The following is a 14897-nucleotide window of genomic DNA, read 5'->3' as shown; positions in this document are numbered from 1 at the left end:
TTAAATAACAATAGATTATGAATTTAGTTTAATCAGTATCTATTGCCGGGTGGCACCATGGCGTATCGTCGTCCACACTTACTCTTTAGCCAAAAGAGAGGTTAGTGATGCCATATAAAACGAAACGCGAATTACCCGATAACGTGAAAAACGTCCTGCCCGAACACGCCCAGGATATCTATAAAGAAGCATTTAACAGCGCATGGGATCAGTACAAAGATAAGGACGATCGGCGGGATGATGCCAGCCGGGAAGAGACGGCACACAAAGTCGCCTGGGCCGCAGTAAAACATGACTATGAGAAAGGAGACGATGATAAATGGCATAAAAAGAAATAGCCGTGAAATTATTCGCTGCCTTCATTTTGACTTTTCAGGCGGTTGAACTTCCGTTGTATTGCAACTGGTCCGCTAATTGCTTATCGTTATTTGACTGCTGGCAAAATGACCAGCACAGAATGTCGGGAAGGCGAATTACAGATGTCGCAAGGAAGCATGCAGTGGCGGAGGTGTAAAGTGTTAACGCGTGATTTCTTAATGAAGGCAGATTGTAAGACGGCATTTGGTGCTATTGAGGAATCGCTTCTCTGGTCAGCTGAACAACGTGCGGCGTCGCTCGCTGCCACGCTTGCCTGCCGCCCGGATGATGGCCCGGTATGGATTTTTGGCTACGGTTCACTGATGTGGAACCCGGCTCTCGAATTTGTTGAATCGGCAACGGGTACGTTGCCCGGCTGGCACCGCGCATTTTGCCTGCGCCTGACGGCCGGACGCGGCAGCGCCTGTCAGCCAGGGCGCATGCTTGCACTGAAAGAGGGCGGACGCACCACGGGCGTGGCGTATCGCCTGCCGGATGCCACGCTCGAAGAGGAGCTGACGCTGCTCTGGAAGCGCGAGATGATCACCGGCTGCTATATGCCGAGCTGGTGCAAGCTGGAGCTTGACGACGGACGCACCGTAAACGCGCTGGTGTTTATTATGGATCCGCGCCATCCGCTGTATGAGGCGGACACCCGCACGCAGGTGATTGCCCCGTTAATTGCCGCCGCCAGCGGGCCGCTCGGCACCAACGCGCAGTATCTCTTCTCCCTCGATCAGGAGCTGACCCGCCTCGGCATGCAGGACGATTGTCTGAATGAGCTGGTGGTAAAGGTGAAGGCGTTGCTGGAAGGGAACCCGCTCAACAGCACGCTGCGACCGGGTTTTGCCTGAGAATACGCCCGGCTCGCCGGGCGTTTAAATTACGCTGCCACGTAACTGACCGAATGTTCCAGCGACTGGCTGTGGCTGTCGATCAGAACATCCCACGTGCCGGTATACGGCACGGTTAGCCAGGCCTTATCATCCTGAACGGTCAGAATATCCGCCTGGGACTGCTTCTGTGCTTTCGCACTCATCAGATGAATACGACAGCGCTCTGAGCAACGCACCACCACCGTATCCCCGCCAAACAGTTTCAAACTTGTTTTCACCAGTGCCATTTATTTACCCCGTCGATTTTGCCCATCCCGAGCGTGATATTGTTCACAAAATACTCATTGCATAACACCAAAGAGGGAGGCGAGGGATGCTGATTTTGATCAAAAAATGGCATAACGTTTAAACAAAAATGACAAAATGCCTGAAAGCATTCAGCTGGCGCGGGTTTTACCCGGTAAACCCGCGCGGAAATAAAATTAAATGCGGAAATGACCGGCGGTTTCAGCAAGGTCGCCCGCCTGGCTTTGCAATGCGCTGGCGGCCGCGGCGGACTGCACCACCAGCTCGGCGTTCTGCTGCACCATCCGGTCGAGATGGGTTACCGCGTGGTTGATCTCGTGAATGCCTTTCATCTGTTCGCTGGTCGCAATAGATATTTCGCGCATGATGCCGGAGACGCTGCCGATGCTGGATCGGATCTCATCCATGCTTTCCCCGGCCAGATGCACGTAGCGCGAGCCGGTGGCCACGCTGTCGGTGGTAGAGTCGATAAGCGATTTGATCTCTTTCGCCGCCTGGGCGCTGCGGCTGGCGAGGTTCCGCACTTCGCCGGCCACCACAGCGAACCCGCGCCCCTGCTCACCGGCACGCGCCGCCTCGACGGAGGCGTTCAGCGCCAGAATGTTGGTCTGGAAGGCGATGCCGTCGATCACACTGGTGATATCGCCAATTTTTGCAGAAGCCACTTCGATGGACTGCATGGTGCTGATGGCCTGCGAGACCACTTCACCGCCGCGCGCTGCGGCCGCAGAGGCCCGGCTTGCCTGGTCGTTGGCTTCTGCTGCCGATTCATTCGACTGGGTGACGGAGGCGGTTATCTCTTCCACGGCGCTGGCGGTTTCGCGAAGGCTGGACGCGGCCTGCTCGGTACGTCCGGAGAGATCCTGGTTGCCTGCCGCAATCTCCTGCGCGGCGTTTTTCACCGAGGCGCTGGCGTCGCGAAGCTGGACCATCACCACCGAGAGCTTATCGCTGAAGGCGTTAAACGCCTGCGCAATTTGCGCCACTTCGTCATCGCCGCTGTCCGGCAGGCGCTGGGAAAGATCGTTGGTGCCGTTGGCAATGCTGTGCATCGCGTCGCGAATGTCGGACAGGCGCTTAAGCAGGCGTGCAATCAGGACGTGAACAATAGCGCCGCTCAGGAGTGCCAGGATCACCAGCGAAATCGCCGACGCTTTCAGCAGGGAACGCATGCCGGAGGTGGCGTCGCTGCTGTCGAGGGCGACGACCAGCAGCCAGTTCGTGCCCGGCACGGCTGAGGCGATAAAGGTTTTTTCCTCGTCATTCAGCGTTCCGTCGACCGGGTTACCACTTTTCAGCGCTGCAAGGTCGATGCCTTTGATCGTCTCGGCAAACGGCTTCAGCGTCAGGGCCGGCTCGTTGGCGGCAATCACCGTGCCGTCGGTGTTCAGGAGTAACCCGCTGCTGGCAGGCGTGGGGTGGATACCGCGCACGTTCGCCACCACGCTATCCATGGCGACATCGCCCGCCACCACCGCTTTCAGAGCGCCATTCTCCTTCACCGGCACGGCAAATGTCACCACCAGCTTCCCGGTCCCGGCATCAACGTAGGGCGCCGTCACAACCGGGCCGTCCGTGCTCACCACCTGCTGGTACCAGGGGCGTATGGTCGGGTCATAATCCGCCGGGACGCCCGCCGGGTCGGAGAATTTCGCTGTCTTGCTGGCATAGCCCACGTAGACGTTGGTGAAGCCGCCAGCCTGGGCAAGCTGCTTAAATACCGGAACGGGATCGTCAGCCAGCGCGATGCTCTGCGCGGAGGCAATCACCGTCATTTTGCTTTTGACCCAGTCGGCAATCGCCATGTTGTGGCTGGCGCTGGTGCTGGTCAGAATATCGCGCTGGGACTGCTGGTTATCCTGGCGCGTCACCTGGAAGTTAATAACGGTATTGAGAAGAAGGGCGACGACAAGGCAGCCTGTCGTCGCGGCGATAATGCGTGCGCGAATGGATCTGAACATAAGTGAAATACCTGCTGTGTTGTTTCCATGCCTATCGGCAACCCCGCAGGTAAACTTGATGCTGAAACCGCGTCCATAAGAAAATAATATTTTTACGGGTTTATTATTAAAAAGTTAATACTTTATCCGCGGTCAGCGTCCATTCGGCCAGTTCCACCAGCGTACCGATTTCCACGCCATCGATCAGCGGCAGCCCGGTAATACCTCGCCCGTCGGTGCAGGTCTTGCACAGTTTCACCGGTACATTTTGCGCGGTCAGGATCTCCAGCATCTGCTGAATGTTATAGCCCTCTGCCGGTTTCTGCCCCTTCAGCCCGGCAGTGACGGCGTCCGACATTAAAAAAAGCCGTAACGCCAGGTCGCTCTCTTTTTCGCGTAGCGCGATCGCCAGGCGCAGGCTGTTGAAAAGGGATTCGCTGCCGTAGGCCGCACCGTTGGCGACGATCACAATCTTCTGCATGTTGACTCCTGTTCTTTAAAAGGCACGAATATTGCTTAATTACCCGGAGTTTCGCTGTCCGGGAGAGTAAGCATGACATTAATGGCCGGCATTTCGCCAGGTGCAACCGAATGGCTCCAGCGCGCAAGGCGTATGCGCCGGGAGCAGCTCAGCAGGCTGGCGCAGCTGAACGTGCTGGTGCACGGCATTAGCCAGCTGGTGCATATGCTCCAGTGCGAGCGCGGGGCGTCCAACGTCTGGCTCTGCTCACAGGGTAAGCTCTACGCGCCTGAATGCAAAGCCAGCCGGGCGCTGGTGGACGAAAACCTTGCTGCACTGAATGACATTCTTGGAAAACAGTCCGCCTTCCCGGGAAGCGCCGTTTGCGAACGTATCGGCAATGCGCTGCTCACGCTTGAGACGCTTCCCGCGCTGCGCGACGGTGTAAGTCGGCAAACGCTGACGGCTCCGCAGGCAATGGAGCACTACTCCCGTATGCTGCGCCACCTGCTCAGTATCGTGCCTCAGCTTAATGACAGCATTGACGACCCGCAAATCGCGGGCCGTTTCGTCGCGCTTTATAGCCTGATGCAGGGGAAAGAGCTGGCAGGACAGGAGCGGGCCCTGGGGGCGATTGGCTTTACGCAGGGCTTTTTCGACGATGTGACGCGCCAGCGGCTGGTTGACCGCATTGACGGGCAGCAGGCCTGCTTTGAGATCTTTCTCTCCCACAGCCAGGCTGACGTGCAGACTATATTCTCACTCAACTGCCAGCCCGATCGTGAGACGGAGCAACTCCGGCGCGTGGCCTGTACCCGCCAGCCTGCCGCAGACAATGGCCATACCGCGCTCGCCTGGTTTGCGCTGCAAACGGCGCGGCTGGAGCATCTGCGCGCGCTGGAAGAGACGATCATCGCCGATCTGATGGTCGCGGTGGATGAGCGTATTCAGCGCGACGAGGCGTACCCGCTTCCTGGGGATGAAGAGGACGATCCGCTTGCTCACTACCCGGATAAACCGCTGCTGACCCTGGTTCGCCAGCAGGCGCGTGAAATAGAGCAGCTGTCCCGCCAGCTCGCGTCGCTGCGCGATACGCTTGAGGAGCGTAAAACCATTGATAAAGCCAAAAGCGTGCTTATGACCCATCAGCATATGAGTGAAGAGCAGGCCTGGACGACGCTGCGCAAAATGGCGATGGACAAGAACCAGCGCATGGTGGATATCGCCCGCGCGCTGCTTACGGTGAAGAGCGTGTGGCAGGTAACACCTAAGGAGTAGCTGCACAATCAGCGGGCATTTTATGCCTGATTGAGGTGCGTGAACGCGGGCAAAACCCGGCTTCAGGCCCTGAAACAGAGTCTTCAGACCTGGCATTAGCTTTGCATTATTCAATTAACCATTTTTGACGGTGCGCCAACGGCGGTGCATCAGTCTTCGGGATAAAGGCGTCCAGCGGTGCTTCGGCACGGCGGGCGCTTTTTTTTGGCTTTTTTTTGGGAGCGGTTATGGCGGATTTGTCGAGACGGCGATTTTTGCAGGCCAGCATGCTGGCGAGTGGCGCAGTGCTGTTACCGGGTGTAATGCAGGCCGCCTGGGCGGCAGGCTCGGATAAACCGGAACAGGAGACGGTGCGCGTCGGGTTTATCCCGCTGACCGACTGCGCGCCGGTGGTTATCGCAGCCCTGAAAGGCTTTGATAAAAAATACGGTATCACCCTTGTTCCCACCAAAGAGGCGAGCTGGGCGGCGGTGCGCGACAAGCTGGTGGCGGGGGAACTTGATGCCGCACACATTCTTTACGGCCTGCTGTACGGCCTGGAACTGGGCATCGCCGGCAAGCCACAGCAGATGGCGAACCTGATGACCCTCAACCAGAACGGTCAGGCCATTACGCTCTCCAGCGATCTGGCAGAGAAGGGCGTTCGCGACCTCGATGGGCTGAAAACGCTGATCGGACAGCAAGCGCCGGGAACCTATACCTTCGCGCACACCTTCCCGACCGGGACGCACGCCATGTGGCTCTACTACTGGCTGGCCAGCGCGGGCATTAACCCCTTTGACGACGTGCGCACGGTAGTAGTGCCGCCGCCGCAGATGGTGATGAACATGCGCATTGGCAACATGGTGGGCTTCTGCGTCGGCGAGCCGTGGAACGCGCGGGCGATTAACGACCGCATCGGTTTTACCGCCGCCACGTCGCAGTCCATCTGGGCCGATCATCCGGAAAAAATCCTCGGTACGCGCCGTGACTGGGTGGAGAAAAATCCGCACACCGCCCGGGCGCTGGTGAGCGCGGTGCTGGAGGCCGCGCGCTGGATCGAGGCGTCCCCGGAAAACAAACGCGAAACCGCGCAGATCCTCTCCCGCCGGGCGTGGCTCAACTGCAAAGAACAGTACCTCACCGGACGGATGCTCGGCGAGTACGACAACGGCCTGGGCCAGCGCTGGCAGGACGCGCACCCGATCCGCTTCTTCAACGAGGGGGCCGTCAGCTACCCGTACCACTCCGACGGTATGTGGTTCTTAACCCAGTTCCGCCGCTGGGGCTTGCTCAAAGCCGCGCCGGACTATGCGGGCATCGCGCAGCGCATTAACCAGACTGCGGTCTGGCAGGATGCCGCCGCCGCGGTCGGCGGCATGTCCGCACCGTCATCACCGTACCGCAGCAGCACGCTGATGGACGGCACCGTCTGGAACGGCACCGATCCGGAAGGGTACGCCAGCCGTTTCGCCATTCACCGTAAAGGGGCCTGATTATGCCGCATCTGCAAAATACGAAACCACAACAGACGTCAGAGTGCGGGGAAGTGATTGTCCTGCCTCCGGTACAGGTTCGCCGCCGTACGCCCGCATTTGCGCGCCGGATGAACGATTTTTTACAGCGCGTGATTCCGGCGCTGCTCGGTCTCGGGCTGCTGGTGGTGCTCTGGCAGCTGGCAGCGATAAACAGCAAAGGTTTCCCGACGCCGCTCAGCACGCTTGATTCCGCTATTACCCTTTTCGCCGATCCTTTTTATCGCGACGGGCCTAACGATATGGGCATTGGCTGGAACGTGCTTGCTTCACTGCAGCGCGTTGCCATCGGCTTTGGCCTGGCGGCGCTGGCGGGCATACCGCTGGGTTTTTTGATTGGTCGCTTCACCTTTTTCGCGCGCATGTTTAACCCGCTGATTGCGCTTCTGCGCCCGGTCAGCCCGCTGGCCTGGCTGCCCATCGGCCTGCTGCTGTTCCAGAAGGCGGAGCCCGCGTCGAGCTGGACCATTTTTATCTGCTCTATCTGGCCGATGGTCATCAACACCGCCGAAGGCGTGCGCCGCATTCCGCAGGATTACCTCAACGTCGCCCGCGTATTGCAGCTTTCCGAGTGGACCATTATGCGCCGCATTCTTTTTCCGGCGGTGCTGCCCGCTGTATTGACCGGGGTGCGCCTCTCCATCGGCATCGCCTGGCTGGTGATTGTCGCCGCCGAGATGCTTACCGGAGGCCTCGGCATCGGCTTCTGGATCTGGAACGAGTGGAACAACCTCAACGTCGAAAACATTCTCATCGCCATCGTCATCATTGGCGTGGTCGGGCTGCTGCTGGAGCAGGGGCTGATGCTGATCGCCCGTCGCTTTAGCTGGCAGGAAAAATAAGGAGCGAACATGAAACCATTAATTCAGGTCCAGGCCGTGAGCCAGCTTTTTTCCACCGCCAGCGGCGAGTTTCTGGCGCTGCAAAACGTCTCTTTTGATATCCACGAGGGCGAAACCGTCAGCCTGATCGGCCACTCCGGCTGCGGCAAATCGACGCTGCTGAATCTCATCGCCGGCATTACGCTGCCGACGGAAGGCGGGCTGATTTGCGACAACCGCGAAATCGCCGGGCCGGGGCCCGAGCGCGCGGTGGTTTTCCAGAACCATTCGCTGCTGCCGTGGCTGACCTGTTTCGACAACGTGGCGCTGGCGGTGGATCAGGTGTTCCGCCACACCATGAGCAAGGCCGAGCGCAAAGCGTGGATAGAGCACAACCTTGACCGCGTGCAGATGGGCCACGCGCTGCACAAGCGTCCGGGGGAGATCTCCGGCGGCATGAAGCAGCGCGTCGGCATTGCCCGCGCGCTGGCGATGAAGCCGAAAGTGCTGCTGATGGATGAGCCGTTCGGCGCGCTGGATGCGCTGACGCGCGCCCACCTGCAGGACTCGGTGATGCAGATCCAGCAGGCGCTGAACACCACCATCGTGCTCATTACCCACGACGTGGACGAGGCGGTGCTGCTTTCCGATCGCGTGCTGATGATGACCAACGGCCCGGCGGCCACCGTCGGGGAGATCCTCCGCGTAGACCTGCCGCGTCCGCGCAACCGGGTTCAGCTGGCGGACGATAGCCGCTATCACCACATGCGTCAGCAGATCCTTCATTTCCTCTATGAAAAGCAGCCGAAAGCGGCGTAGCGAGGGGGCTTTGATGCGACTGGTCATTATCGGGAATGGCATGGCGGCAACCCGGCTGATTGCTTCGCTCACCGGGCGTGCTTCCGGTCGGTTCGCTATCACCGTCATCGGTGATGAGCCGGAGCATGCCTATAACCGCATCCAGCTTTCGCCGGTGCTGGGCGGTGAAAAAACGGCTGCGGGCATCTGCCTTCAGGATGACCACTGGTACCAGGTGCGGGGCGTAACGGTGCTGCGCGGCGAAAGGGCGCTCGCTGTGGACCTGGACGCGCGGGAAGTGCAAACCACCGCCCGAACGCTTGTCTGGGATGCGCTGGTATTTGCTACCGGGTCAACGCCCTTTGTGCCGCCGATCCCTGGCGGTGATGCACCGCATGTCTTCACGTTCCGTACCCTGGAGGATACCCGGGCTATTCAGGCGATCGCCGGTCCGGCGGTGGTGCTGGGGGGCGGCGTGCTCGGCGTAGAGACGGCGGCAGCGTTGGCGCGTTCAGGTGACGACGTCACGCTCGTTCATCGCGGTCCGTGGCTGATGGAGCAGCAACTGGACCAGCAGGCGGGAATGCTGCTGGAAGAGGCGCTGGCGGCGCGGGGCGTTAGCTGTGAACTCGCCTCCGGTATCGCGGCGATTGAAGGGAATAGCGTGACGCTGCTGAACGGACGCCGCGTCACCGCCGCGCGCGTGGTGCTGGCGACCGGTGTGCAGCCCAACGTCGCGCTGGCGCAGGCCAGCGGCATTCGCTGCGCGCGCGGCATCGTGGTGGATCACCAGATGCGGACTTCCAGGCCGAACGTCTACGCCATTGGCGAGTGCTGTGAGATTGACGGCCAGACGTTTGGCCTGGTCGCCCCCTGCCTGGCGCAGGCGGATATTCTCGCCGCGCGGCTGGGCGGGGACGTTACTGCGCCGTTTGCCCTGACCGACAACGGCATGCGCCTCAAGGTGACCGGCGTGGAGCTGTTCAGCCTCGGGCGTGCGGAAGCGCTGGAGAGCGATGTGGTCTGGAGTTCATGGGATCCGCTGACCCGTCACTATCGGCGTTTACTGATCCATCAGGGGGCGCTGGCTGGCGTGCTGCTGATGGGCGACTGCCGCAGCGCGGCAACATTTACCGATTTACTGGCAACGGCTGCGCCCGCCCACGCGGACTGGCTGTTCGATCGTTTCACTACGCAACCGCAGGTTGCAGGACAGAACGCTATGACAAAACCTACTCTGGTGGTGGTTGGACACGGTATGGTCGGCCATCATTTCCTCGAAGACTGCGTTAACCGCAATCTGCATCAGCAGTATCAGATCGTTGTCTTTGGCGAGGAGCGCTATGCCGCCTACGATCGCGTGCATCTCTCGGAATATTTTGGCGGACGCAGCGCGGCGTCGCTCTCGCTGGTGGAAGGGGATTTCTTTGCCAACAACGGCATTGAGCTGCGCCTGTCGCAGCAGATCGTCGCTGTCGACCGCGACGCGCGCGTGGTACGTACCGCCAGCGGGCATGAAACGCACTGGGATAAACTGGTGCTGGCGACCGGCTCATACCCGTTCGTCCCGCCCGTGCCGGGCAATGATCTGCCGGGCTGCTTTGTCTACCGCACCCTTGACGACCTGGACAACATTGCGGCCCACGCCGCGGGCTCGCGCCGCGGCGTGGTGATTGGCGGCGGCCTGCTCGGGCTGGAGGCGGCGAATGCCCTCAGGCAGCTCGGGCTGGAAACCCATGTGGTGGAGTTTGCGCCCAACCTGATGGCGGTGCAGCTTGATAATGACGGCGCGGCGATGCTGCGCAGGAAAATCGAGGCGCTGGGCGTCGGCGTTCACACCAGTAAAGCCACCACGGAAATTGTCTCGACGGTCGACGGGCTGACGCTGCGCTTTGCCGATGGTGAACAGCTGGAAACGGACATGGTGGTCTTTTCTGCCGGCATTCGTCCGCAGGACGCATTAGCGCGCAGCAGCGGGCTGGCTGTCGGCGAGCGCGGCGGGATCTGCATTGATGACGGCTGCCGGACCTCCGATCCGGACGTGCTGGCCATCGGTGAATGCGCGCTGTGGGAAGGGAAAATTTTCGGCCTGGTGGCGCCGGGCTACCAGATGGCGCGCGTGGCCGCCGCCGTGCTCGCGGGCGAAGATAAAACCTTCACCGGGGCAGATATGAGCACTAAGCTCAAGCTGCTCGGCGTGGACGTGGCGTCCTTTGGCGATGCCCACGGGCGCACGCCGGGAGCGCTAAGCTACCAGTGGACACACGGTCCGCAGCAAATCTACAAGAAAATTGTGGTCAGCGACGACGGCAAAACGCTGCTGGGCGGCGTGCTGGTGGGTGATGCCAGCGAATACGCCACGCTGGTGCAGATGATGCTTAACGGCATCAGCCTGCCGAAAGAGCCGGAAACACTGATTTTACCCGCATTGTCAGGCAGCGCGCCGAAAGCGCTGGGCGTGGCGGCGCTCCCGGAAAGCGCGCAGATCTGTTCGTGTCATAACGTCAGTAAAGGCGATATCTGCCGGGCGGTGAGTGCGGGCGCAGCGGATATCGGCGCCGTTAAGCAGTGCACCAAAGCGGCAACCGGCTGTGGCGGATGCAGCGCGCTGGTGAAGCAGGTGATGGAGTTCCAGCTTGCCGAGCAGGGCGTGGAGGTGAAAAAGGATATCTGCGAACACTTCCCGTACTCGCGTCAGGAGATTTACCACCTCGTGCGCGTCAACCATATCCACACCTTCGACCAGCTCATCAGCCGCTACGGTCAGGGCCACGGGTGCGAAATCTGTAAGCCGCTGGTGGGGTCGGTGCTGGCCTCCTGCTGGAACGAGTACCTGCTCAAGCCGGCGCATCTGCCGCTGCAGGACACTAACGACCGCTACTTCGCCAACATCCAGAAAGACGGAACGTATTCCATCGTGCCGCGCATGCCCGCAGGGGAAGTGACGGCAGACGGGCTGATTGCTATCGGTCAGATTGCCAAACGCTACGGCCTGTACAGCAAAATCACCGGCGGGCAGCGTATCGATCTGTTTGGCGCCACTCTGGAACAGCTGCCGGAAATCTGGCAGGCGCTGGTGGAGGCCGGGTTTGAAACCGGGCACGCCTACGGGAAATCCCTGCGCACGGTGAAATCCTGCGTTGGGTCGACCTGGTGCCGCTACGGCGTGCAGGACTCCACCGGCCTCGCGGTCCGGCTGGAACACCGCTACAAGGGGCTGCGTGCGCCGCACAAAATCAAAATGGCGGTTTCCGGCTGCACCCGCGAGTGCGCGGAGGCGCAGAGCAAAGACGTGGGGGTGATTGCCACGGACAAAGGCTGGAACCTTTATCTGTGCGGCAACGGCGGCATGAAGCCGCGGCATGGGGATCTCTTCGCCAGCGATCTGGACGACGAAACACTGATCCGCACCGTCGACCGTTTTCTGATGTTTTATATCCGCACTGCGGATCGCCTGCAGCGCACCAGCACCTGGATGGACAACCTGGAGGGCGGCCTCGACTATCTGCGGGAGGTGATCCTCAACGACAGTCTCGGCATCGCCCACGAGCTGGAGCAGGAGATGGCCCGGGTAGTAGAGACGTACCAGTGCGAGTGGCAAACCACGCTCAACGATCCTGATCGCCTGGCGCTGTTCCGCACCGCGGTGAACCACGCACCGTCGGACGATAGCAAGCGCTGGCAGGAGATCTGCGGCATTGACGATATCCCGGAGCAGGCGGGCATCGGCGCGCGGCTTGGCCGAAAACCGATTGCGCTGTTCCGCTTTGGAACGTCCGTTTATGCCCTGGACGATCTGGAGCCGGGCAGCAGCGCGAACGTGCTTTCGCGCGGCATCCTTGGCGATGCGGTGGGCGAGCCGGTGGTAATTTCCCCGCTCTACAAGCAGCGTATTCGTCTGCGCGACGGCTGTCAGGTGGAGAACGGTGAACCCGCGGTGCGCACCTGGCCGGTAAAAATTGAAAACGGCAAGGTGTGGGTCGGAAACGAAGAGCTGGTGATGCGTGCGGAGGCCTCATGACGGATACCCGGACAACGTGCCCCTACTGCGGGGTAGGCTGCGGCGTGGTCGCCAGCGTGGAGGATGGCGCGGTCAGCGTTCGTGGGGATGAAACCCATCCTGCGAACTTTGGCCGCCTGTGCGTGAAAGGATCAGCCCTGGGGGAGACGACGGGCTTGCAGGGGCGGCTTTTGCGCCCCGTTGTCGACGGACTTGAGGTTGACTGGGCGCAGGCGCTGAACGCGGCGGGTGAGCGGCTGCGGGAGATCGTCGACACATGGGGGCCGCAGGCGGTGGCGTTTTACGCCTCCGGCCAGCTGTTAACCGAGGATTATTATGCCGCCAACAAGCTGATGAAAGGGTTTATCGGCGCGGCGAACATTGATACCAACTCCCGGCTCTGCATGTCCTCAGCGGTGGTGGGCTACAAGCGTGCCTTCGGCGAAGACGTGGTGCCATGCAGCTATGAGGATGTGGAAAACAGCGATCTGGTGGTGCTGGCTGGCTCGAACGCGGCCTGGACGCATCCGGTGCTCTATCAGCGCCTGGTGCAGGCAAAGCATAACAACCCGCAGATGAAGGTGGTGGTGATTGACCCGCGTAAAACCGCTACCTGCGATATTGCCGACTTGCATCTGGCGCTTAAACCCGGCAGCGACGCCGGGCTGTTTGTGGGGTTGCTCAATCTGATTCAGGGCACCGATGAGTGGCCGGTTGCCCGCGTGGCGGCGTTTTGCGACCTTCCTTCAGAGAAGGTGGGGACTTTTTATGACTGGTTTGTCACCGCACCGCGGGCGATAACGCTCTACACCATGGGGATCAACCAGTCCATCAGCGGCAGCGACAAGTGCAGCGCCATCATTAACGTTCATCTTGCCAGCGGGAAATTTAATCGTCCGGGCTGCGGCCCGTTTTCGCTGACCGGACAGCCAAACGCCATGGGCGGCCGGGAAGTGGGCGGGCTGGCGAACCAGCTGGCGGCGCATATGAACTTCGAGCCGGACGATCTCTCTCGGGTGGCGCGTTTCTGGGGAACGGAACGGCTGGCGCAGACGCCGGGCCTGATGGCGGTGGAGCTGTTTGACGCCATCGCCCGCGGCGAGGTGAAGGCTGTGTGGATCATGGGCACCAACCCTGCCGTGTCGCTGCCGGACAGCCACGCGGTGTGTCAGGCGCTGGCAATGTGCCCGCTGGTGATGGTTTCTGAAGTGATGAAAGATACCGACACCAGCCGGTTTGCCCATATCCGTTTTCCGGCGCTGGGCTGGGGGGAGAAGGACGGCACGGTGACCAATTCCGAGCGGCGCATTTCGCGCCAGCGCGCGTTTCTGCCCGCGCCGGGCGAAGCGAAGCCTGACTGGTGGATCGTGGCTCAGATTGCAAAACGGCTGGGCTACGGCGAGGCTTTTGCCTGGGAGCATCCGCACGAGATTTTTTGCGAGCATGCGGCGCTGACGGCCTTTGAAAACGACGGCGCGCGGGCATTGAACCTGCATGAGCTGGCCGGGCTAACCCGTGAAGCGTGGGAGCGACTTGAACCTTATCAATGGCGAACGGGGGATTTCCCGCGCCGAAACCTGGTGCCGGTCGAGCCGCTGCCGCACGGCGCAACGACCACCGCGCTCTACCCGCTGATCCTTAACTCCGGGCGCATCCGCGACCAGTGGCACACCATGACCCGGACAGGATACGTACCCCGGCTGATGCAGCATATCGCGGAGCCGTTTGTTGAGGTCTGCGCCGCAGACGCGATCCGATTTGCCCTGTGTGACGGCCAGCTGGCGCGCATCAATTCCCCGCGCGGCGTCATGGTTGCCAGAGTGCGAATCAACGATGGAATACGGGAAGGCGAAGCATTTGCCCCGATGCACTGGAACGCTGAGTTTGCCCGCCAGGGTAAGGTGAACGCGCTGGTGGAAGGGCGCTGCGATCCGGCTTCGGGCCAGCCGGAGAGTAAACAAACCGCCGTCAGAATCATGCCCTGGCAGCCCGGCTGGCAGGGGGAGCTCTATGCCCGGGAATGGCCGGAAATACCCTCTTCGGTTCACTGGTGGCGTAAACCCTCGCGAATGACGATAGCAGGTGATAAGCCGCTGCTCCCGTGGGTCATGGATTATGCCAGCGGGCGCGGCTGGCAGCTGCAGGTTGCGCAAACCGGGGAACGCAGCAGCGTGCTGGCCTGGCACGAAGGCCATCTGATGCTCGGCTTCTGGGAAGGCACCGCGTTGCCCGAGCTGGCGCACCCGGTGATTGACGCCGCATTTCAGTCGCCACCCTCGACGCCCGCAGCGCGGCATGCGCTGCTGAACGGGCAGGGCGCGGGGAAGAGTGCCGATCCGGGGCGCATCATCTGCAGCTGTTTCAGCGTGGGAGAAAACGCGATACGGGAAGCGATTGCCGGAGGGTGTGATTCCGTAACCATGCTGGGGGCGCGGTTACGCTGCGGAACGAACTGCGGTTCGTGCGTGCCTGAGCTCAAAACAATGTTTCAGGAAATTCCGGAAAATTCCCCTTAAAGCTGCAAATGGGGAGAAATCGCGTTAAGGTAACTGGTGTTCTTACGTAAGCACCGGGTAATTCTTACGAC

Annotated in this window: 11 protein-coding genes; 8 read left to right on the top strand and 3 right to left on the bottom strand. The window is 60.8% G+C overall.

Going from position 1 to position 14897, the window contains the following annotated elements; translation table 11 throughout:
• Positions 1-107 precede the first annotated feature (107 nt).
• A complete protein-coding gene (gene chaB / locus URZ40_RS20460; RefSeq protein WP_014884191.1) occupies positions 108-338 on the top strand; it encodes a putative cation transport regulator ChaB in 231 nt (76 codons plus the stop codon).
• Between the two features lie 177 nt (positions 339-515).
• Positions 516-1211, top strand: a complete 696-nt coding sequence (locus URZ40_RS20455; protein ID WP_028013457.1) for a gamma-glutamylcyclotransferase — start codon at positions 516-518, stop codon at positions 1209-1211.
• A 29-nt stretch (positions 1212-1240) separates the two neighbouring features.
• Here URZ40_RS20455 and URZ40_RS20450 read toward each other — a convergent pair whose 3' ends face one another.
• The 3 genes from URZ40_RS20450 to URZ40_RS20440 all read right to left on the bottom strand — a co-directional run bounded on the left by URZ40_RS20450 (position 1241) and on the right by URZ40_RS20440 (position 3920).
• On the bottom strand, positions 1241-1480 hold the full coding sequence (locus URZ40_RS20450) for a DUF1883 domain-containing protein (protein WP_013096243.1): 240 nt from the start codon (positions 1478-1480) through the stop codon (positions 1241-1243).
• 195 nt (positions 1481-1675) lie between these two features.
• A complete protein-coding gene (locus URZ40_RS20445) occupies positions 1676-3460 on the bottom strand; it encodes a methyl-accepting chemotaxis protein (RefSeq protein WP_316379645.1) in 1785 nt (594 codons plus the stop codon).
• 106 nt (positions 3461-3566) lie between these two features.
• Positions 3567-3920, bottom strand: a complete 354-nt coding sequence (locus URZ40_RS20440) for a DsrE/DsrF/TusD sulfur relay family protein (protein WP_116339382.1) — start codon at positions 3918-3920, stop codon at positions 3567-3569.
• A 72-nt stretch (positions 3921-3992) separates the two neighbouring features.
• Between URZ40_RS20440 and nasR the strand changes: the two genes are divergently transcribed.
• The 6 genes from nasR (at position 3993) to URZ40_RS20410 (ending at position 14826) form a co-directional block, all read left to right on the top strand.
• Positions 3993-5177, top strand: coding sequence for a nitrate regulatory protein NasR (gene nasR / locus URZ40_RS20435; RefSeq protein ID WP_166711451.1), 1185 nt, complete (start codon positions 3993-3995; stop codon positions 5175-5177).
• Positions 5178-5404: 227 nt separating this feature from the next.
• Positions 5405-6652, top strand: a complete 1248-nt coding sequence (locus URZ40_RS20430) for a CmpA/NrtA family ABC transporter substrate-binding protein (protein WP_320721062.1) — start codon at positions 5405-5407, stop codon at positions 6650-6652.
• A gap of 2 nt (positions 6653-6654) precedes the next feature.
• Positions 6655-7533 (top strand): nitrate ABC transporter permease, encoded by an 879-nt coding sequence (ntrB, locus tag URZ40_RS20425; RefSeq protein WP_320721061.1) that lies wholly within the window; start codon positions 6655-6657, stop codon positions 7531-7533.
• Positions 7534-7542: 9 nt separating this feature from the next.
• Positions 7543-8331 carry an ABC transporter ATP-binding protein gene (locus URZ40_RS20420; protein WP_320721060.1) on the top strand — a complete coding sequence of 263 codons (789 nt, stop codon included), beginning with the start codon at positions 7543-7545 and terminating at the stop codon, positions 8329-8331.
• Positions 8332-8344: 13 nt separating this feature from the next.
• Positions 8345-12331, top strand: a complete 3987-nt coding sequence (gene nirB / locus URZ40_RS20415) for a nitrite reductase large subunit NirB (protein WP_320721059.1) — start codon at positions 8345-8347, stop codon at positions 12329-12331.
• On the top strand, positions 12328-14826 hold the full coding sequence (locus tag URZ40_RS20410) for a nitrate reductase (protein WP_320721058.1): 2499 nt from the start codon (positions 12328-12330) through the stop codon (positions 14824-14826). Before nirB ends, URZ40_RS20410 begins: the two co-directional genes overlap by 4 nt.
• The last annotated feature ends 71 nt before the right edge of the window (positions 14827-14897 follow it).

Source organism: Enterobacter sp. 296B2, assembly GCF_034106185.1.
Taxonomy (GTDB): domain Bacteria; phylum Pseudomonadota; class Gammaproteobacteria; order Enterobacterales; family Enterobacteriaceae; genus Enterobacter; species Enterobacter cloacae_N.
The sequence above is the reverse complement of the archived record's forward strand: the minus strand, read 5'-3'. Positions and strand labels throughout refer to the sequence as shown.

Excerpts from the sequence above, each read along its gene's own strand:
- chaB (WP_014884191.1), top strand. The coding sequence starts at position 108 with ATGCCATATAAAACGAAACGCGAATTACCCGATAACGTGAAAAACGTC.
- URZ40_RS20450 (WP_013096243.1), bottom strand. The coding sequence starts at position 1,480 with ATGGCACTGGTGAAAACAAGTTTGAAACTGTTTGGCGGGGATACGGTG.
- URZ40_RS20445 (WP_316379645.1), bottom strand. The coding sequence starts at position 3,460 with ATGTTCAGATCCATTCGCGCACGCATTATCGCCGCGACGACAGGCTGC.
- URZ40_RS20440 (WP_116339382.1), bottom strand. The coding sequence starts at position 3,920 with ATGCAGAAGATTGTGATCGTCGCCAACGGTGCGGCCTACGGCAGCGAA.
- nasR (WP_166711451.1), top strand. The coding sequence starts at position 3,993 with ATGACATTAATGGCCGGCATTTCGCCAGGTGCAACCGAATGGCTCCAG.
- URZ40_RS20430 (WP_320721062.1), top strand. The coding sequence starts at position 5,405 with ATGGCGGATTTGTCGAGACGGCGATTTTTGCAGGCCAGCATGCTGGCG.
- ntrB (WP_320721061.1), top strand. The coding sequence starts at position 6,655 with ATGCCGCATCTGCAAAATACGAAACCACAACAGACGTCAGAGTGCGGG.
- URZ40_RS20420 (WP_320721060.1), top strand. The coding sequence starts at position 7,543 with ATGAAACCATTAATTCAGGTCCAGGCCGTGAGCCAGCTTTTTTCCACC.
- nirB (WP_320721059.1), top strand. The coding sequence starts at position 8,345 with ATGCGACTGGTCATTATCGGGAATGGCATGGCGGCAACCCGGCTGATT.
- URZ40_RS20410 (WP_320721058.1), top strand. The coding sequence starts at position 12,328 with ATGACGGATACCCGGACAACGTGCCCCTACTGCGGGGTAGGCTGCGGC.